Below are 16,955 nucleotides of genomic sequence, written 5' to 3' on the forward strand. Positions count from 1 at the left end.
TTGAAGGCCTGAGTGACACTCTGTCTCACCACTGAGGAGTGTGCAATGAAAAAATCGCTTGATCGGGAAACACTGGCGCAGCGCGCGCCAAAACTGGCCGAACTGACACAGCAGGTGCTGTTTGGCGATATCTGGCAGCGCGAACTGCTGTCACCGCGTGAACGCAGCCTGCTGACGCTGGCAACGTTAACCGCGCTGGGGCGGGTCCAGCAGCTGCCGTGGCACATCGATTTCGCCCGGCAAAATGGACTGACGCAGGATGAGCTGGTGGAGAGCTTCACGCATCTGGCGTTTTACGCAGGCTGGCCCGCCGCCGTCACCGCGCTGGGTTATCTGGAGGATAATCACTGATGCCCTTTACCCGAATTACCCTGCGTCAGGGCTACAGCGAGGCGGCTCTGCATCAGATTTCCACGCTGCTTCAGCAGGCGCTGGTCGCGGAATTTGACGTTCCTGAGCATGATTGCTTTCAGGTGATTGAGATGCTGCCCGCCGGACAGCGGGTATTTGATCGTCACTATCTCAGCGGCGGGCGTAGCGATAATTTCGTGCTGTTTCAGGTGACAGCAGGCCGACCGCGAACCCGACAACAGAAGCAGCAGTTTTATCATTCACTCTGTACGACGCTTCAGGCGGAGATGGCGATCGATCCTGACGACGTGATGATCATCATTCAGTTTAACAGCACCGAAGAGTGGAGCTTTAGCGGCGGCCGGATGCTGGCACAGGAGGCGTTATGATTATCATGCACTACCGTTTTACCCTGCCCGCTGACTACGACATGGGCATCATCGAACAGCGCATCAGTCTGAACGGAGCCCGGCTTGATGGCTTTCCAGGGCTGGTGGCCAAGGCGTATCTCTACACCTGCCGTGATGATGACGGACAGAATGAAAACCGTTATGCGCCGCTCTATTTCTGGCGGGAGGCGAGTGGTATGCAGCGTTTCCTGCAAAGTCCTGGCTTTGCGACGCTGGTCAGGGATTTTGGCTGGCCGATCATCGAAAGCTGGCTGGCGCTTGAGGGGCTGACCCACATGCCGGATCTGGCCGATGCCCGCTTTATAACGCTGAACCGCTGGACGATTCCACCGCATTCAGACCTTACGACACTGCCGGTAACAACAGGGATCAGCGCCTGGGATGTGAGCCGCTGGCAGGGAGTAGACGTTAACGCTTCACACCAGCGCCCCGCTGGCGAGCAGGAAGTCTATCGCATCGGTTATCTGGCGCGGGGCGCAGCCGCCGCGGATCTGCAGCTCTAGCATCGGGAATGTCGCTGCTTTCTACTCACAGGGCAAAAATGGCTTCTATCTCTATGCGCAGGTCAGTGGAGAAAAGTCCGCTGACCTGTACCAGTGAGCTGGCGGGCAGATGCTCGCCGTAGTTGCGATAAAGCACTTCCCGCAGCGCGGTGATCTCTGTGAAAGAGGTGATGAATATCGTGACCTTCAGCAGCGCTGCGAGCGACGTATGCTCAGCTGCGGCAACCGCCCTGAGTTGATCAAAAATAGCCTCTGCCTGTTCAGCCATATTTCCCTGCTGAGCCGCCGTACCGAAAGCGGTCAGCCCAGAGACATACAGCGTCACGCCATGCTTCACTGCGTGGACATAAGGCGCTTTTACTTCGCCCAGTTGCGGGTAATTTTTGCGTTCTGGCATCGTCATATTTTTCTCTTTTAAGTGATTTCATACCATACAGGCTACTGGCATTAAAGCAGGCTGAGAGTCGATAGCGGGTTGTGTTAACAAATCGGCAATAGGCAGAAGAGGTGATTGCTGGTGGTTAAGGCGATCTTTTGACGATTTCAGTCGATTTCAGACATCAACGCCGGGCCTGTGTTGCGTGCTATATACAATACATTGAATAGCATGACTACCTTCTGATTTTAAACCTATCAGGACGATGCCTTGCCATCCAGATTCAATAACGTGGATAGGGTGGATAAATATGTACACGATTTCACTCGTAGGTTATATTCATCCTATGACCCTCGGAAAAGAGAGGGGCAGTTCAAATCTTACGGTCTGTGAAATTTTTTAATCAACGATGAAATCTGGATGGCTCTACCGGCAATCCCTTTGATTTTACCCGTCCTGTCTAATCGGAAATCATGTATGAACTCAAATCAAACCATGTCCCAGAAGCTTGCCAGAGACAGTCTCGGAAATGCTGCCGCCTTCGAAGGAGGAGTATACGTAACAAAAAACGGCGTCTCTGAACTCTTCATCCAGACTGCTGCTGAGCGTCAGGCTGAGATTAGAGAGATCGAGCAGGAAAGAAACATAAACGCCCTTTTCAAGCTGGCCTTGCAAGCTAAAAAGGAAGTCGCTGATGGCAAAGGCATGACCCCTGAAGACGTTCTGGGAAGGTTACGTGCCGCAAGAAAATAATAGAGAGGCTTTGAGTGTCAGAACAATATCAGCTGGTAATCGCGCCTCTGGCTGAACAGTGTCTCAAGGACATTGAGTCCTATAAGAGCGGAACAGTTGGGGCGCAGCAAGCGGCTGCATTTGTCGATAATCTACTCATGGATTCAGTCGACAATATCAGTCAGGATCCTGAAAGGTATCGCTACAATGCTTATCTTTCAGAGCGCGGGCTTTTGTTACGCGAACGTCTTGATGTTGAAGGAGAGTATCGTGTTCTGTACGATTTCGTGGACAATACTATCCAGATTCTTCTTTTCGTTAGCATGAAACAGGATTTCGGAAATTTGCTCTACAGATACAACATACTGAAATGACGCTCAGGGCCCGCTAATGCGGGCTTTTTCATAATGAAAGCTTATGGACGTAAGTGCCACTGTCAGCATCCCCGTTTTAGTTTCACTCAATTTTTGAGATTTCCGGATTCTCAGCCATCAGCCCATATTCTTCCGGCATCAGGTTATCAGGGATTCATAAGCCCGCTTACCTGTTAGTCGTAGACAAAAAACACTTTAATTTCAGATGTGTAGGGATAAGCCAGGACGGGCGCGGCCATAATGATGACCAGCGCGAAATCATATGAATAACGATATGAACACGCCCGTCAGAAATCAGCGTTTCAGCAATTGCTGGCAGGCGAGGTTATCCTGCACGGCGCGCTGTTGCTCATCAGGTGTCAGTTGCTGCCAGCGAGCAATCACGCTGCTGCCCAGCCCCGGTTTATAAGTGATTTTTTGCAGCGCATAATCAGAGTTGCCGCCTTCAATGACGTTCTGCATCTGCCGGTCGAGGGGCTGCTTACTATCATGATCAATCGCGCACAACACCGCGACGTAATACGCCTTATCTTCCTCACTGTCGTGTGGGATAAACCACCAGGCGGCCAGGGCGAGGATCAGCAGCAGGGGCAGGATATATTTTACTTTAGCCATTTTAGTCACCGGTTGAGTGCCGTTAAGTCAGCCGGGTATGGCCAGACGCAGGGCGCGTATCCTGCCACAGTTTCCGCTCACCGTTAACCTTGTTCAGCCGCTGTTGAGGCAATGTTCAGTTTGCTGGCGCTTCAATCAGCGTCGTACTGATTTGCGCACCCGGCATCATCTGCTGTAATCCCGAAACCAGATCGTCGCTGGCCTGTTGCAGCGCGGAGAGCGGCATAGCGGGCAGACTTTCCAGAATGAACCACATCTGCTGCGCACTGGCATCCAGTCGGGTTCTTACACCCTGACGCCAGTTCCAGCGGCGACAGGTTACGCCCTGCTCGTCGCGCCAGATCACTTCGCCTGGTTCCGGCGACTCATAAACCACCTCGCCCTCTTTAACGGTATCGAAACGTTCACTGCCGTCAGCAATCACCAGACGTGGCTCGCCAGCATAGGCCGCGATATTTTCACCCCCGACCGGCAGCGCATAACGAATGCTGATGGCGTTATAGAGATCGACAACCGGATCGATGGCAGGCAATGCGCCATCCCGCAGCACACGCTTACGCAATGCTTCTGCCGAACAGGGTGTACGTTTCGCTTTGGCACCAAAGGCTTTAAATACCTCAGCCCAGGCGGCGAGATGCGCGTCTGCCCACGTCGCATCATCATTTAACACCTGCTGGCATGCGCTTTTCATTGCATCGCTGGCAACGTCTGGTCGGGTAATCGGTGTGGCTTCCACCACAATACTCATGGCACGAAAGCCGGGAGCGAGCGCGAAAACAGCGGGATCGATTGACGGGTGAACAGATAACATCGGATACTCTCTCAGTGACTAATTTATTTCATAGTAATGACCGATGACCAAAAAAGTCAATATAACGACCGATGCGGGTGCCGATGCCGCCAGTGTCAATCAGGCTGTTTCGGACAGCATCAAAAGCTGGCGTAAAAGTCAGAAACTCTCGCTGGATGAGTTATCACGCCGGGCTGGCGTCAGTAAAGGCATGCTGGTGGAGATCGAAAAGGGTGCCGCCAATCCCAGCATCGCCATTCTCTGTAAAGTGGCTGCCGCGTTGGGCGTCTCGGTGGCAGATATCGTCAACGTTGCGCATGCGCCTGACGCCTGGCTGATTGAGAACAGCGAAATGCCCCGGCTGTGGCAGGGTGAGCAGGGCGGTTATGCACAGCTGCTGGCGGGAACCCGTGGGCCGGATATGATCGAGCTCTGGCGCTGGCAGATGTTTGCGGGCGAAGCTTTCCGTTCAACCGGTCACTCTTCAGGCACGCTCGAACTGTTGCACGTCGAGCAGGGCACGCTCGCCTTAACGGTGGGTGAGCAGACCCTGGTGGTGCAGCAGGGCTGTGCAGCCGTAGCGCGAACCGATATGCCGCATGCCTATGCCAGCGCCGATCACCTGCCGGTTATCTTCACCATGACGGTGGCCGAACTGCAGCGCTGACGGCGCTATTCTGCGGCTGTCGCTTCGCCTGGACACGCCAGCAGCAGCGTTTTCAGCAACCTTTCCAGTTCGGCACGCTCTGAAGCGCCAAGCGGGGCCAGCACCGCCTCCTGCGTAGCGGTATGGACGCGGAGTGCATGCTCAATCTGCTGCTGCCCGTGCGGCGTCAGCCCGACCAGCATGCTGCGCTTATCCTCTGGCGCGGCAATACGCTCAATCAGATGCTGCTGCTCCAGCCGGTTCAGACGATTTGTCATCGCACCGGACGTCACCAGCAGCGCCTGGTAGAGCTGGGTGGGCGACAGGCGAAAAGGCGATCCCGCCCGTCGCAATGTCGCCAACACATCAAATTCTCCCTCCTGAAAACCAAAAGGCTCCAGTGCCTGACTGCGCGCTTTCGCCAGATGTTTCATCAGACGCAACACCCTGCCGAAGATCCGCATTGAAGAGGCGTCGAGATCGGGCATCGCGTCGTCCCACTGACTGACAACGAAATCAATATGGTCATGCATAAATCACCTTTAAATATTGTGGTTATGTTGTCGGGTTGTGCGCAGCCTCTTAACACCGGGGGGATTTTATCTTAACGTTAAGATAAACGGTGGCAGCCCGGTGCTGTCATCGCCAATCCTCTGTTAAGGCGTCGATGATGAAAAATAAGGTGTTGTTCCCCATTCTGTTAGCCGTGATCGCTTTTCTTATCGGGCTGAATCTGCGACCTATGCTGGCGATTATCGGCCCGCTGTTCCCGGTGTTGCAACTGCAGGCCGGGTTGTCGTCGACGACGTTCAGTCTGCTGACCACGTTGCCGGTGGCGATGATGGGCCTGGCCGCACTCTCTGGCCCGTGGCTGATCGCCCGCATCGGGCCGGTAAAGGGAATCGCCGCCGGTTTGCTCTGTCTGACGGTCGCCTGCCTGTGGCGCGGCGTTACGCTTACTCCCTCTCAGCTGCTGCTCACCGCGCTGGCGGGGGGCGCAGGGATTGGCGTGATACAGGCGCTGATGCCCGCTCTGATCCGGCAACGCTTTGCTGAGGCAGCGGCGACGCTGATGGCGCTGTTCAGCACGGGCATTATGGCGGGCGCGGCACTGACTGCTGCCGGTGCTGACCCGCTGTTTTCATGGCTGGGCCTGCAACCCGCGCTGGCGCTTTCCGGCGGGTTAACGCTGGTCACACTGCTGATCTGGCTGACTTTAGTCAGACGATCGCCGCAGGTGAGCGTGGCCTCTGATGCAGCGACGCTGCCTGTGCGGCGTACCCTGTTGCTGATGCTCTTTTTCGGCATTGGCACGGGTGCTTATACATTAGTGCTGGCCTGGCTGCCGCCATTCTATATTCAACTGGGCTGGAGTGCTCGCCACAGTGGCTATCTGCTCGCGGCCCTGACGTTAACCGAAGTGGTGGCAGGATTCATCGTCTCGGCGACGTTACATCGCTTTCCCGATCGCCGTCCGCTGCTGCTCGGCGTGCTGGCCCTGTTGCTGCTGGGGCTGCTGAGTCTGGTCTTTTACCCGGGTACGATGCCGATACTCTCTTCACTGTTACTGGGTACGGGCATCGGTGCGCTCTTTCCGCTGTCGCTGATTGTCACGCTGGATCATGCGCGCAGTGCCAGAGAGGCGGGCATTCTGCTGTCGCGCGTGCAGGGAGGCGGATATCTGATTGCGGCTCTGATGCCGCTGCTGGCAGGCTGGGTGCGTGATAGCGGAACGTCAATGACTCAGGCCTGGCTGATCATGAGCGCTGGCGTTGTGCTGTTAATGGTGATTGCCCGACGCTTCAGACCTCAGAACAGTATCAACTGAACAAAGCCGTTGCCGATCAATGTCGATCTGGCATGCTGGAATAAAACCCCTGAACCCGGAGTGCATTGTGAAAGTCATTGGTCTGTTAGGCGGTATGTCGTGGGAGTCTACCGCGCTCTATTACCGTATTCTCAATCAGCTGGTTAAACAGCGGCTGGGCGGCCTGCACTCGGCGGAGCTGGTGCTCTATAGCGTCGATTTTCAGCGCATTGAGCAGCTACAGGCCGCGGGCGAGTGGCAGCAGGCGGGAGAGATACTGGCTGAAGCGGCACGCAATCTGGAACGGGCTGGCGCGCAGTTCATCGTACTCTGTACCAACACCATGCATAAAGTGGCAGCACAAATCAGCGCCGCAACGGGCATCCCGCTGCTGCATATCGCCGACGCCACCGGACGGCGCATTCAGCAGGCCGGGGTGCGTAAGGTCGGATTACTGGCGACGCGATTCACCATGGAACAGGATTTCTATCGCGGGCGACTTCAGCAGCAGTTTGGTCTTGAGGTGATCACGCCTGATAGAGAGGATCGGATTTTTGTGCATGAGGTGATTTACCACGAGCTCTGTCTGGGCGAGATCAATCCCGCGTCGCGTCGCCGTTATGGTGAGATCATTCAGCAGCTGGTTGCGCAGGGGGCGGAGGCCATTATTCTCGGCTGCACCGAAATCACACTGCTGGTGGATGCCACGGATGCCAGTGTGCCACTGTTTGATACCACGCTTATCCACGCGGAAGAGGCTGTTACCCAGGCGCTGGCCTGACGTTTATCCTGCACTTAGCCTTGAGGGAATCGCATGAAAATTGAAAATCTGCCGTTTGGCCTGACCCAGTGGGATCAGATTGAAGAGACGATTCATCCCGGCGACCAGGGACAGGCGACCTGGCGAACCGTGAAGTTTAATGATATCCGGGTGCGGATGGTCGACTATTCACCAGGCTATGTCGCCGATCACTGGTGCACAAAGGGCCATATTTTGCTGTGCATGGCGGGTGAGTTGCACACTGAACTGGCAGATGGTCGCCGTTTCGTGCTGACACCGGGCGTCAGCTATCAGGTGGCGGACGATGCTGAACCACATCGCTCCTTTACGTCCACAGGCGCGCAACTCTTCATCGTTGACTGAGTTCACCATCAGCCTCTCTGGTGATCACCTGCTGGTGAATCATCGCGTCGTTGACACTTTTAAAAGTAAACTGAATCAGCTTTATAAAAATCAGCAAAATTAATGGCTTATTTCATCAGAGTTATCTGGTTCTGACAGGAATAATTTCCATCAGGCTGTATGCTGGAAGCCTTATAAGAACGTTTTGCATTCACCTGAGGTGGGGAAGCCTGTGCTGATAAAAAAGAAGAAAGTTCGTTCGCATACCGAAGATCGACTGCTGGCGCTGGTGCTTGCCACTACCGCCGGCATCCTTAATGCCATGGCGCTGGGCGCGTTTGGATTTTTTCCATCGCATATGACGGGTAACACCTCGCAAATCTCCCAGGAAGTGACCACCAGCGACCTCCATACCATGCTGTTTTTGATGGCACTGATTATTGCCTTTGTGCTGGGCTGTACCGTTGCCCGGCTGGCGGTGGTAGTGGGGATCAGACATAAGTTACGCACCATATTCTGTCTGATCATTCTGGCGGAAGGGGCGGCACTGACGGCGGCATCAATCTTTGAGATCGTGTTCTACCGGCCAAGCTTTAACGGGGAAGTGCTGTTAATGCTGGGCTTTTTAATGGGGATTCATAATGCGACATCGACGCAGCTCTCCAATGGCCGCGTCAGATCGACCCACATTACCGGCACGCTGACCGATGCGGGTATTGCGCTGGGGTCGTGGATCTTTGCCCACACGTCCCACGCCGTGCATCTTGAAACCGACGATCGTCGCTTTTTCCAGAAGGTTCTGCACACCCATCTGACTACCGTGTTTTCATTCCTGAGCGGCTGTATTGCCGGTCTGCTGCTGTTCAAAGTCTATGGCTTTAACGCCATGGTTGGACTGGGGATATTTCTGATGCTGGTGGCACTGACGGCCATCGCTATCACCGTGCAGCGTACCCGCAGAAGCCTCTACTGACAGTAAAACCGCCCGCCCGATGCTCACAGCGCATCGGGCGGGTTGCTTACTGCTGCGTTCGGGTTGGCCGCACCACGATTTCGTTCACATCCACCTCTTCAGGCTGTTCAATGGCATAGCGCACGGCGCGCCCAATGGCGTCCGGCTGCAACGCGATAGCGCGATAGTGCTGCATCGCCTCGGCGGCTGCCGGATCGGTAATGGTTGATGCCAGCTCGCTCTCCACCACACCGGGATGAACACAGGTCACCCGCAGCTGACTGTTCTCCTGCCGTAATCCGTCGGAAATCGCCCGCACCGCAAACTTGGTGGCGCAGTAGACGGCCGCGGTGGGCGACACGGCCAGCGCCCCTATCGACGCGACGTTGATGATGTGACCGCGCTGGTGGGCCAGCATGGTCGGCAACACTGACGCAATGCCATACAGCACCCCTTTGATGTTTACATCGATCATCTGATCCCACTCTTCCACCCGCAGCGATGCCATCGGAGACAAGGGCATAATACCGGCGTTATTGATCATTACATCCACCCGGCCCCATCTCTCCAGCGCATACTCAACAAACTGCGTCACCTCTTCGCGGCGCGTTACATCAAGCGCTTTGATCGCCACCTCTGCACCATTGAACTGCAGCTCTTCAGCCAGCGCGGCCAGGCGGCTTTCCCGCCGCGCACCCAGCAGCAGAATGGCATCTGTTTTCGCCAGTTCACGTGCAATGCCTGCACCGATGCCGCTTGAGGCGCCGGTAATTAAAATCACTTTCTGAGTCATTTTGTTTCTCCAGTCAGGTTGTCACTGGCGATCATACGGCGACTGGATTATAAAGATAATCCACCGAACGCTTTACGCACTGGTAACTCAATCTGACCAATGAATGCCGATAAAAATGCTCTCGAAGTTTTTGTGATTGTGGCGCAGACGCGAAATTTCCGGCTGGCCGCAGAACAATTGGGTGTTACGCGTCCGGCGATCAGCCAGAGTCTGCGGCGTCTGGAAGACCGGCTTAACATCACGCTGATGCAGCGCACCACACGATCGGTTCAGCTGACCGAAGCCGGACAGCGGCTCTATGCCGAAGTGGCACCGGCGATCAACCAGCTCAATCGCGCCGTGACCGATATTGCCGAACTGGCTGCGGAACCTCGGGGCCAGCTGCGGCTGGCGATCTCCTCGATTGCTGAGCGGATGTTGGGGGGGAAATTACTGGCGAGCTTTATTACCGCTTACCCGCAGGTTGAGCTGGATATCACCGTCACCGATGAGGAGTTTGATATTGTCGGGCAGGGCTATGACGCGGGTGTGCGGCTGGGGGAGGTGATTGCTCAGGATATGATTGCGGTGCCGGTATCCAATGCGCAGCGTCAGGTGGCGGTGGCGTCACCCGCCTATCTGGCTCGCGCAGGCACGCCGCAACATCCTCAGGATCTGGTCAATCATCGCTGCATCGGCTGGCGAAAAGGGCCTGGTCTGGCCCCTTATCGCTGGGAGTTCGCAGAGCAGGGACGCGAGTTTGATGTTGCCGTCAATCCGCAACTCACCACAAATGACATGGGGGTGATGATTCGCACCGCCTGCGCCGGGGGCGGCATCAGCTTTGGCATGGAAGAAACCTTCCAGCCTCACATCGCACGTGGCGAACTGGTGACCCTGCTCGATGCATGGTTGCCTGCCTTTGCCGGCTTCTATCTCTATTTTCCCAGCCGCAAAAATCTGGCCCCCAAGCTGAGGGCGCTGATCGATCACGTCAGACTCTAGCGACAGAATACGCGCCTGATTTAGCGCTGATATTGCTGATCGCTGACCTGCTCCAGCCAGTCAACCGGCGAGCCGTTCAGTGACTCAGCGATAGCAATATGCGTCATGGCGTTATCCGGCGTTGCACCGTGCCAGTGCTTCACATTTTCCGGGATCCAGACGATATCACCGGTGTTCATCACCTGAATGGCTTCACCCTCACACTGAATCCAGCCCTGGCCATGCGTGACGATCAGGGTTTGCCCGAGTGGATGGGTATGCCATGCGGTACGGGCACCGGGTTCAAAAGTCACCGTTGCGCCACCCACGCGGGCGGGTTCGGTTGCCTGGAATGGTGCATCAATCCGAACCGTGCCGGTAAAATATTCAGCAGGTCCTTTACGCGAAGGCAGCGATCCGTTGGCGATAATTTTCATTACTCACTCCTGTTGTTAACGTGTCATGCACAGTGTAACCGGCAAGCCGGAGCGTGATTAGCCCGCTCAGTCGGCAAACGGTTATGAGCCGGGCTCATTAATTGCCTGACAGTTTTTCAGGCTGTCATGTTGTAACGGGTGATGATGTTGATTTTAGAGTAGGGCGCGGGCGGTTCTGAGGCGGGCAAAAATCCATGAAACGCCAGCAGCGTTCTGAAGGCGTGCAGCGCATCAAGCTGTAAATTATGCTCGATTAATGCATCAATTTTACCGGCCTGCAGCAGTGCACGATTCTCACGATCGAGATCGTGACCAATAAAAGCGTTAACCGTCCGCTTTTGTTCGGCAAAAGCGCGCAGTATGCCGGGATTACCGCCACCGACTGTGTAGACCGCATCTGCATCCGGATGGCTCTGCAAGAACTGTGTCACCGACTGCTGCATCCGGGCGTCAATGCCATAACCGCCTGCCACCACGCTCACCTGATGCTGGGGCGCAAACTCCTGCATTGCTCGCTGAAACCCCTGAATTCTCTCCTGTTCGCCAATGAAATCGTGACTGCCGGTCACAGCCACAATATGTGAACGACTCACCCGCAGCCATTTTGACATCAGAAAAGCCGCCACTTTACCGGCATCAAAATTATCCATGCCGATATAGCGCAGGCGCGCGCTGCCGGGCAGGTCACTCATCATGGTGACCACCGGAACGCGTTGTTTCAGCAGTGATTCAAGGGTGGGATGAAGTTCACCAGAACAGGCTGCCTTAAGAATGACGCCGTGACTATGCAACGCTTTTTTATTCAGCAGCGCGTTAATCGCCTCCGCAGTCAAATTCGCGCCGAAGTGGAAACGCAGCTGAAGTTTAAAGGCAGTAAAACTGGCAATCTGACTGCTGAACGCCTCACGTATCAGTGGCTGAAAGCGGTCAGGTGTATGCATGATGACGTCGAAATAGTTCGTTCTTCCCCTGGCGAGTCCCGCTTTTTGCATCAGTTCCAGGTCCGCTATCGCCTGCTGGATTCGGTGCTGGGTCGTGGCATGCACGTTGCCGCGCTGATGCAGGGCCCGGTCGATGGTCGCCAGACTGAGTCCCGACTGGGCAGCAATCTGTTTCAGGGTAAATTTAGCCATGTGCTGCTCGTGACACCAGAGGATGACGATAGTTTTATCATACTGCTGGCCATTGTCAGATGATCATTTGTGAAAGGCTGGTCAGCACATATCAGGCCGGGAAAGCTGCCCCGCAGGTTATCGCAACAAACAGTGAGTCGTAAAAGTGTTTATAACACATTCAGCCAAAAGTCTGTTTCCGCGATATATAACTATCCAACTCTCAATATACATGGGCATAAATAGATTACAGCGGTTGCTACCACGTTTTGGCTATTTATAGCTTCAGGGCTGCATGGGGTGAAAATAAATCAAGATAATATTCTGAGGTTGTATAGTTAATAACCTTTTTGCCGCTTCGCTTATATTTCCCGCTTGACGGCTTTTTTGTTTTTTGGCTCCCGCTAATGATAGACTGTATATGCATACACCATCGGGAGGTCGTGTGAAGTACGACAACGATAATGAAATCCGTGCGCTGGTTGGTGCGGTAGTCAGTGATTTGATCAAGGCGGGAGAGCCGGTTCATTTCCACGACATTACGGACGCGCTGTTTCGCCTGAGCGAAGAGACGCGTGACAGCAGGCTGAAAGCATTGTGTCAGGAAGCGATAAGCTTTTTCACCCGGAAGATGCATTAAGGTTGCCAGGCCTGATGCCGGGCGTTGCCCCGGCCTGTGTCATGATAGCGTCCCTGCTACCTTTGACATCGGCGAGCATAAGAGGCTTTGCATATTGCTCGCAGCCTTTAAAAGGGATTTTACTGTGAGTCGGTCGTTTCTTTTTTATTCAGCGAGACGGTTGATGACCGCATTAAAAAATGTCAGTCAGATCTTTCTGTTGATTATTCATTAGGGGTGGCAAATTTCTGATAAAGAAGTTCGCCTTTTCATTGGCAGGTCTTATTAAGCCTGAATGATCATCATCTGGCATGATTGCAAAAAAGCGTTATCGTCGGGATAAATTGCCTGCCACATCATTAAACCGCAAAAGAATTTTTATATCTTATCGTTTTGGTGTGGCATATCGGGTATACAGCGAAAGTGAGGGAAGGAAACAAAAGCGGGCGAGGGGGAAGAGTATCCTGCGTTACCAGAGGTAACGCAGAATGGCGTATCAGATGCCGGTATCGTCTGGCGTGCGGCCAACCACGATTTCCAGCGTTTTGCGTAACACATCCAGCCTGACAACATCTGAAGTGCATTCCAGTTCCGCGATCAGATAGAGGATGATCGCTTTATTGGTTACACGTCCCTGATCAGCAACAATGTCACGAATCACTGCGCCCAGCAGTTCAGTTTCCGGAGCAAGCTGATCGCCTGCGCTACGGAAGTAGTCAATGATTGAAGAATCTGATGATGAATGCTGCATGATTTTTCTTTCTCTGAGGAAAATGAGTCAGATGCAATGGTTGAAGTCAAAAACGAGTGTAGACGCAGTTTTCGTTTTGCCCAGCCCGCCTTAAAAATTCTGTTCAGGTCTGCTGCTTCGCTTAAAATTAGCCGCATGTATCAGGTACGCAGTACGCTCAATCAGTGCTTTTTCGAACCCTCAGGCGGGCCATCACTGTTCATACGATGAGCCGTGTTATCACGTTCGGCACCGTCGCCCTGCACGCGTTTGCGCGCGGCAACCATACCATTACGGACTTCGGTGATGGCTTTTCGAATGACTGACACTTTCACGTCGTCGTCAGCATCAGCAGCCATCAGTTCGAGCTGTGCGATTAAGGCATTGCTGGATACCGGTTTGTCTGACTTGAGTAATGTCAGAACGGCTTCGCCGATCATAACATCTGTCAGTTTCTCATCTTCACTTCTGTACATACTGGCTTCTCTGATTGCGAATCAATGGCCATGCTGCGGGTCCGTATGCGTCAGCGGGTGCGACCTGGCGCACCCGATACGGGAAGCAGTACTGGGCTTTATTGCTAGGGTAGATCTTCCTGGATGATGGCTGAAACAGGCGTCCTGATTAACATACACGACCGTGAGAGGGCATTAATCTTCGCGACGAAAAAGCATCGCAATGAGTTCATGCAGATGACTCTCTTCTTCTGGCGTGGCAGCCAGTTCAAGGCGGCTCAGCAGTTTACTGCAAATCGTTTTCCGACTAAGGCTGTGACCTGCGCGCAGAATTTCCACCACAACCGCACCCAGCGTCTCCTGTTGCGACGGTGAGCTGGCCTGATTGAAGTAACGGGCAATATCGCTGATCGTTTCCGGGGCTTGTCCGTTCTGACGCATGTTGTTGTCCTCAGGTGGTTTAAATGTATGCACTCTGGATGCGCAAGTTATACATCTTTGCAAAACTTGTACAGAATTTTGGATTTTTGGGATTAATTTTTTTGTGCAAAAAGTGCTAAGGCTTTTAAAACAGGGTGTTACGAGGAGTTTGTGGCGAGGTAAAAATTGTACCAGATTCTTGTATCATTCACACCCCACCGACGCTCCGACCTGAATATTAAGGCCGGAGAGGAAAGGCATACATGGATTAGTGTTTAAAGAAGATGTCATCGGCAGAGACGGGAGCAGCGGGCTCTTTGCCAGTGGTTTTGGCAAGCCAGGTCGCCGGGGCGGTGCTGCGGGAACCGATGGTTTTGAACCCCATCAGCCATTGAAGCGCATGCTGCATCTGCTCAAGGCGAGTCTCATTAACTTCAGAGTCAGCCATGACCCTTAGTTCATTAATCAGCAGTTCAACATTCACTTCCTGACCGGCATTAAACAGGTTCATTGCGGCTTCGCCAATGATGACATTCGCTTTTTCGTCGCTGGAAAAATACAAATTATCCTCCTGGGTGATTGCGGTAAGTAACATTAACTGTAGCAAAAAAATTTACGAAGCTTAATCAATTCAGCCTATCAATAAGATTATTTTAATTGTCGGTCTGCTATGCGTGTCATGTGAGTGCCGCCAGGTGTCAGAACGCTTTTCGGTAAATTGCGCCGTCAGGATGGGCTTTTTGTAATCCTGTTATCGTTCCTGCGGTTTACTCAACCACAGATGAGAAAGGCGTAAAACCCGGTTATAGCTATACATCACGCTTTCCATAAACTTCCCATCATTGAAATTAAATGTCTATATATCAACAAGTAAAGCGATTCGCTTACAAAACTTCACATTCGGGCCCGGACGCTGAAGAAACTTCACAACCCTTCGCTGTTACAAAGGTATAGCCTGTGCTATAAAAAATAGCCTATGCTAATTATGTTCTGTTTTTAATCACCTCTGGAGATCGCCCTATGGTCCCGAAAAGAAAAATAACCATGATGCTACTGAGTGCGCTACTGACAACCCTGATGGCGACAAGCAGCTATGCAGCAGAAAAATTTAAGGTAGTGACGACGTTTACGGTCATCGCTGACATGGTGAAAAACGTGGCGGGCGATGCGGCCGAAGTTACTTCCATTACCAAACCGGGTGCTGAAATACACGAATATCAGCCGACGCCCGGCGATATCAAACGTGCGCAGGGTGCGCAGTTAATCATGGCGAACGGGCTTAATCTCGAACGCTGGTTTGAGCGTTTTTATCAGCATCTGGATGGGGTGCCGGAAGTGATTGTCTCTGCCGGGGTAAAACCGATCGGTATTGGCGAGGGGCCTTATAACGGTAAACCGAATCCGCACGCCTGGATGTCTCCGGACAATGCGCTGATCTATGTCGATAATATCCGTGATGCGCTGGTGAAATATGACCCGGCGCATGCGGAGACCTATCGTCAGAACGCAGCCGCCTATAAGCAAAAAATCACCGCAGCGCTGGATCCGCTTCGCCAGCAGATTGCCGACATCCCGGAGGATAAACGCTGGATGGTGACCAGCGAAGGCGCATTCTCCTATCTGGCTCGCGACCTGGGCATGAAAGAACTCTACCTGTGGCCTGTAAATGCTGATCAGCAAGGCACGCCGCAACAGGTGAGAAAAGTGATCGACCAGGTGAAGAAAAATGCTATTCCAGCGGTGTTCAGTGAAAGCACCGTGTCGGATAAGCCAGCCCGCCAGGTCGCGCGGGAAACGGGTGCGCATTACGGTGGGGTGCTTTACGTTGACTCATTAAGCAACGCTCAGGGACCGGTGCCGACCTATCTGGATCTGCTCAGAGTCACCACGGAGACGCTGGCGCAGGGCATTAAAGCGGGAGAGAAAGCGCAATGACAGACACCATCGTTGTTTCGGATGTCACCGTGACCTATCGCAACGGTCACACCGCGTTGCATGATGCCAGCTTCAGCGTGCCGGGCGGATCGATTGCGGCGCTGGTGGGCGTCAATGGCTCAGGCAAGTCAACCCTGTTCAAAGCGCTGATGGGCTTTGTCCGGCTCGCCAGCGGCAGCATCTCAGTGCTCGGCATGCCAACCCGTCAGGCGCTGCGTCAGAGTCTGGTCGCGTATGTGCCGCAGTCGGAAGAGGTGGACTGGTCTTTCCCGGTGCTGGTGGAAGATGTGGTAATGATGGGTCGCTATGGTCATATGGGCCTGCTGCGTCGACCGAAACCGCACGACCAGCAGATTGTCAGTGATGCGCTGGCGCGGGTCGATATGCTGGATTACCGCCATCGTCAAATCGGTGAACTCTCCGGCGGACAGAAGAAAAGGGTATTTCTGGCGCGCGCCATTGCCCAGCAGGGCAGCGTTATCCTGCTGGATGAGCCATTTACCGGCGTGGACGTTCAGACTGAGGCCAGAATCATCAGCCTGCTGGGTGAGCTGCGCGATGAAGGCAAGACCATGCTGGTCTCAACGCATAATCTGGGATCGGTCACGGAGTTCTGCGATTACACCGTGATGGTCAAAGGCACCATTCTGGCCAGCGGCCCGACCCGCACCACCTTTACCGCCGCCAACCTTGAGCGCGCGTTCAGTGGGGTGCTGCGTCATGTAATGGTGAAAGGGCTGGACGATCAGATTATCACCGACGATGAGCGGCCTTTTATTGCGCCACGTACGGCACCTGAAGACGGAAACTGA

General features: G+C 53.9%; 25 protein-coding genes. 14 read left to right on the forward strand and 11 right to left on the reverse strand.

Annotation, left to right across the window (positions count from 1 at the left end):
- Window positions 1-45: 45 nt before the first annotated feature.
- From HFD94_RS08580 to HFD94_RS08590, 3 genes are read left to right on the forward strand one after another with little or no spacing between them, the layout of a single operon-like run.
- Window positions 46-351: a carboxymuconolactone decarboxylase family protein gene (locus HFD94_RS08580; RefSeq protein ID WP_010246860.1), complete on the forward strand. Its 306-nt coding sequence runs from the start codon at window positions 46-48 to the stop codon at window positions 349-351.
- A complete protein-coding gene (locus HFD94_RS08585) occupies window positions 351-740 on the forward strand; it encodes a tautomerase family protein (RefSeq protein WP_045139977.1) in 390 nt (129 codons plus the stop codon). Before HFD94_RS08580 ends, HFD94_RS08585 begins: the two co-directional genes overlap by 1 nt.
- On the forward strand, window positions 737-1,264 hold the full coding sequence (locus HFD94_RS08590; protein ID WP_010246862.1) for a DUF4865 family protein: 528 nt from the start codon (window positions 737-739) through the stop codon (window positions 1,262-1,264). Before HFD94_RS08585 ends, HFD94_RS08590 begins: the two co-directional genes overlap by 4 nt.
- Window positions 1,265-1,289: 25 nt before the next feature.
- On the opposite strand, the gene HFD94_RS08595 is transcribed toward HFD94_RS08590, so the two are convergent.
- Window positions 1,290-1,667, reverse strand: coding sequence for a RidA family protein (locus tag HFD94_RS08595; protein WP_029519589.1), 378 nt, complete (start codon window positions 1,665-1,667; stop codon window positions 1,290-1,292).
- A gap of 450 nt (window positions 1,668-2,117) precedes the next feature.
- Here HFD94_RS08595 and HFD94_RS08600 point away from each other — a divergent pair, with 450 nt between their 5' ends.
- On the forward strand, window positions 2,118-2,393 hold the full coding sequence (locus HFD94_RS08600; protein ID WP_010246864.1) for a hypothetical protein: 276 nt from the start codon (window positions 2,118-2,120) through the stop codon (window positions 2,391-2,393).
- A gap of 14 nt (window positions 2,394-2,407) precedes the next feature.
- Window positions 2,408-2,746 carry a type II toxin-antitoxin system RelE/ParE family toxin gene (locus HFD94_RS08605; RefSeq protein ID WP_010246865.1) on the forward strand — a complete coding sequence of 113 codons (339 nt, stop codon included), beginning with the start codon at window positions 2,408-2,410 and terminating at the stop codon, window positions 2,744-2,746.
- Between the two features lie 294 nt (window positions 2,747-3,040).
- Here HFD94_RS08605 and HFD94_RS08610 read toward each other — a convergent pair whose 3' ends face one another.
- Window positions 3,041-3,361: a hypothetical protein gene (locus HFD94_RS08610; protein WP_158149794.1), complete on the reverse strand. Its 321-nt coding sequence runs from the start codon at window positions 3,359-3,361 to the stop codon at window positions 3,041-3,043.
- A 115-nt stretch (window positions 3,362-3,476) separates the two neighbouring features.
- Window positions 3,477-4,172: a B3/4 domain-containing protein gene (locus HFD94_RS08615; protein ID WP_167433022.1), complete on the reverse strand. Its 696-nt coding sequence runs from the start codon at window positions 4,170-4,172 to the stop codon at window positions 3,477-3,479.
- 43 nt (window positions 4,173-4,215) lie between these two features.
- Here HFD94_RS08615 and HFD94_RS08620 point away from each other — a divergent pair, with 43 nt between their 5' ends.
- Complete coding sequence (locus tag HFD94_RS08620; protein WP_167433023.1) at window positions 4,216-4,818, forward strand: helix-turn-helix domain-containing protein; 603 nt, start codon at window positions 4,216-4,218, stop codon at window positions 4,816-4,818.
- Between the two features lie 5 nt (window positions 4,819-4,823).
- Here HFD94_RS08620 and HFD94_RS08625 read toward each other — a convergent pair whose 3' ends face one another.
- Window positions 4,824-5,330, reverse strand: a complete 507-nt coding sequence (locus HFD94_RS08625) for a MarR family winged helix-turn-helix transcriptional regulator (protein WP_010670568.1) — start codon at window positions 5,328-5,330, stop codon at window positions 4,824-4,826.
- A 137-nt stretch (window positions 5,331-5,467) separates the two neighbouring features.
- On the opposite strand from HFD94_RS08625, the gene HFD94_RS08630 reads away from it, so the two are divergent.
- From HFD94_RS08630 to HFD94_RS08645, 4 genes are all read left to right on the forward strand, one after another.
- Entirely contained in the window at window positions 5,468-6,625 is a 1,158-nt protein-coding gene (locus HFD94_RS08630; RefSeq protein ID WP_031292447.1) for an MFS transporter, read from the forward strand.
- Window positions 6,626-6,692: 67 nt separating this feature from the next.
- Window positions 6,693-7,385 carry an aspartate/glutamate racemase family protein gene (locus HFD94_RS08635; protein ID WP_167433024.1) on the forward strand — a complete coding sequence of 231 codons (693 nt, stop codon included), beginning with the start codon at window positions 6,693-6,695 and terminating at the stop codon, window positions 7,383-7,385.
- 33 nt (window positions 7,386-7,418) lie between these two features.
- Entirely contained in the window at window positions 7,419-7,748 is a 330-nt protein-coding gene (locus HFD94_RS08640) for a DHCW motif cupin fold protein (protein WP_010670565.1), read from the forward strand.
- Window positions 7,749-7,959: 211 nt separating this feature from the next.
- Window positions 7,960-8,700, forward strand: a complete 741-nt coding sequence (locus tag HFD94_RS08645; RefSeq protein WP_029519590.1) for a YoaK family protein — start codon at window positions 7,960-7,962, stop codon at window positions 8,698-8,700.
- A gap of 46 nt (window positions 8,701-8,746) precedes the next feature.
- Here the strand turns inward: HFD94_RS08645 and HFD94_RS08650 are convergent, their stop codons facing one another.
- A complete protein-coding gene (locus HFD94_RS08650; protein WP_033787178.1) occupies window positions 8,747-9,472 on the reverse strand; it encodes an SDR family oxidoreductase in 726 nt (241 codons plus the stop codon).
- A gap of 99 nt (window positions 9,473-9,571) precedes the next feature.
- Between HFD94_RS08650 and HFD94_RS08655 the strand changes: the two genes are divergently transcribed.
- The gene (locus HFD94_RS08655) at window positions 9,572-10,456 is read left to right on the forward strand and encodes a LysR family transcriptional regulator (protein ID WP_122889502.1); all 885 of its coding nucleotides are present in this window, start codon (window positions 9,572-9,574) and stop codon (window positions 10,454-10,456) included.
- Between the two features lie 20 nt (window positions 10,457-10,476).
- Here HFD94_RS08655 and HFD94_RS08660 read toward each other — a convergent pair whose 3' ends face one another.
- Window positions 10,477-10,872 (reverse strand): cupin domain-containing protein, encoded by a 396-nt coding sequence (locus HFD94_RS08660; RefSeq protein WP_010246880.1) that lies wholly within the window; start codon window positions 10,870-10,872, stop codon window positions 10,477-10,479.
- 116 nt (window positions 10,873-10,988) lie between these two features.
- The gene (locus tag HFD94_RS08665; protein WP_167433025.1) at window positions 10,989-12,005 is read right to left on the reverse strand and encodes a substrate-binding domain-containing protein; all 1,017 of its coding nucleotides are present in this window, start codon (window positions 12,003-12,005) and stop codon (window positions 10,989-10,991) included.
- A 424-nt stretch (window positions 12,006-12,429) separates the two neighbouring features.
- Between HFD94_RS08665 and HFD94_RS08670 the strand changes: the two genes are divergently transcribed.
- Complete coding sequence (locus HFD94_RS08670; RefSeq protein WP_010246886.1) at window positions 12,430-12,624, forward strand: hypothetical protein; 195 nt, start codon at window positions 12,430-12,432, stop codon at window positions 12,622-12,624.
- Between the two features lie 475 nt (window positions 12,625-13,099).
- Here HFD94_RS08670 and HFD94_RS08675 read toward each other — a convergent pair whose 3' ends face one another.
- The 4 genes from HFD94_RS08675 to HFD94_RS08690 all read right to left on the reverse strand — a co-directional run bounded on the left by HFD94_RS08675 (window position 13,100) and on the right by HFD94_RS08690 (window position 14,770).
- Window positions 13,100-13,354, reverse strand: coding sequence for a biofilm/acid-resistance regulator YmgB/AriR (locus HFD94_RS08675; RefSeq protein ID WP_010246887.1), 255 nt, complete (start codon window positions 13,352-13,354; stop codon window positions 13,100-13,102).
- A 161-nt stretch (window positions 13,355-13,515) separates the two neighbouring features.
- Window positions 13,516-13,809 (reverse strand): hypothetical protein, encoded by a 294-nt coding sequence (locus HFD94_RS08680; protein WP_010246889.1) that lies wholly within the window; start codon window positions 13,807-13,809, stop codon window positions 13,516-13,518.
- Window positions 13,810-13,983: 174 nt separating this feature from the next.
- On the reverse strand, window positions 13,984-14,229 hold the full coding sequence (ycgZ, locus tag HFD94_RS08685; protein ID WP_122889500.1) for a regulatory protein YcgZ: 246 nt from the start codon (window positions 14,227-14,229) through the stop codon (window positions 13,984-13,986).
- Window positions 14,230-14,476: 247 nt separating this feature from the next.
- Window positions 14,477-14,770, reverse strand: coding sequence for a hypothetical protein (locus tag HFD94_RS08690; RefSeq protein ID WP_010246892.1), 294 nt, complete (start codon window positions 14,768-14,770; stop codon window positions 14,477-14,479).
- Between the two features lie 482 nt (window positions 14,771-15,252).
- Here HFD94_RS08690 and HFD94_RS08695 point away from each other — a divergent pair, with 482 nt between their 5' ends.
- On the forward strand, window positions 15,253-16,143 hold the full coding sequence (locus tag HFD94_RS08695) for a metal ABC transporter substrate-binding protein (RefSeq protein WP_370516265.1): 891 nt from the start codon (window positions 15,253-15,255) through the stop codon (window positions 16,141-16,143).
- Entirely contained in the window at window positions 16,140-16,955 is an 816-nt protein-coding gene (locus HFD94_RS08700; RefSeq protein WP_033760777.1) for a manganese/iron ABC transporter ATP-binding protein, read from the forward strand. The genes HFD94_RS08695 and HFD94_RS08700 overlap by 4 nt, the downstream gene beginning before the upstream one ends.

The sequence above is a fragment of the Pantoea sp. EKM20T genome (assembly GCF_011800485.1).
Taxonomy (GTDB): Bacteria; Pseudomonadota; Gammaproteobacteria; order Enterobacterales; family Enterobacteriaceae; genus Pantoea; species Pantoea agglomerans.

Excerpts from the sequence above, each read along its gene's own strand:
- HFD94_RS08615 (WP_167433022.1), bottom strand. The coding sequence starts at position 4,172 with ATGTTATCTGTTCACCCGTCAATCGATCCCGCTGTTTTCGCGCTCGCT.
- HFD94_RS08650 (WP_033787178.1), bottom strand. The coding sequence starts at position 9,472 with ATGACTCAGAAAGTGATTTTAATTACCGGCGCCTCAAGCGGCATCGGT.
- HFD94_RS08625 (WP_010670568.1), bottom strand. The coding sequence starts at position 5,330 with ATGCATGACCATATTGATTTCGTTGTCAGTCAGTGGGACGACGCGATG.
- HFD94_RS08695 (WP_370516265.1), top strand. The coding sequence starts at position 15,253 with ATGATGCTACTGAGTGCGCTACTGACAACCCTGATGGCGACAAGCAGC.
- HFD94_RS08665 (WP_167433025.1), bottom strand. The coding sequence starts at position 12,005 with ATGGCTAAATTTACCCTGAAACAGATTGCTGCCCAGTCGGGACTCAGT.
- HFD94_RS08595 (WP_029519589.1), bottom strand. The coding sequence starts at position 1,667 with ATGACGATGCCAGAACGCAAAAATTACCCGCAACTGGGCGAAGTAAAA.
- HFD94_RS08675 (WP_010246887.1), bottom strand. The coding sequence starts at position 13,354 with ATGCAGCATTCATCATCAGATTCTTCAATCATTGACTACTTCCGTAGC.
- HFD94_RS08700 (WP_033760777.1), top strand. The coding sequence starts at position 16,140 with ATGACAGACACCATCGTTGTTTCGGATGTCACCGTGACCTATCGCAAC.
- HFD94_RS08630 (WP_031292447.1), top strand. The coding sequence starts at position 5,468 with ATGAAAAATAAGGTGTTGTTCCCCATTCTGTTAGCCGTGATCGCTTTT.
- HFD94_RS08585 (WP_045139977.1), top strand. The coding sequence starts at position 351 with ATGCCCTTTACCCGAATTACCCTGCGTCAGGGCTACAGCGAGGCGGCT.
- HFD94_RS08640 (WP_010670565.1), top strand. The coding sequence starts at position 7,419 with ATGAAAATTGAAAATCTGCCGTTTGGCCTGACCCAGTGGGATCAGATT.
- HFD94_RS08660 (WP_010246880.1), bottom strand. The coding sequence starts at position 10,872 with ATGAAAATTATCGCCAACGGATCGCTGCCTTCGCGTAAAGGACCTGCT.
- HFD94_RS08680 (WP_010246889.1), bottom strand. The coding sequence starts at position 13,809 with ATGTACAGAAGTGAAGATGAGAAACTGACAGATGTTATGATCGGCGAA.
- HFD94_RS08610 (WP_158149794.1), bottom strand. The coding sequence starts at position 3,361 with ATGGCTAAAGTAAAATATATCCTGCCCCTGCTGCTGATCCTCGCCCTG.
- HFD94_RS08590 (WP_010246862.1), top strand. The coding sequence starts at position 737 with ATGATTATCATGCACTACCGTTTTACCCTGCCCGCTGACTACGACATG.
- HFD94_RS08620 (WP_167433023.1), top strand. The coding sequence starts at position 4,216 with ATGACCAAAAAAGTCAATATAACGACCGATGCGGGTGCCGATGCCGCC.
- HFD94_RS08580 (WP_010246860.1), top strand. The coding sequence starts at position 46 with ATGAAAAAATCGCTTGATCGGGAAACACTGGCGCAGCGCGCGCCAAAA.
- ycgZ (WP_122889500.1), bottom strand. The coding sequence starts at position 14,229 with ATGCGTCAGAACGGACAAGCCCCGGAAACGATCAGCGATATTGCCCGT.
- HFD94_RS08600 (WP_010246864.1), top strand. The coding sequence starts at position 2,118 with ATGAACTCAAATCAAACCATGTCCCAGAAGCTTGCCAGAGACAGTCTC.
- HFD94_RS08655 (WP_122889502.1), top strand. The coding sequence starts at position 9,572 with ATGAATGCCGATAAAAATGCTCTCGAAGTTTTTGTGATTGTGGCGCAG.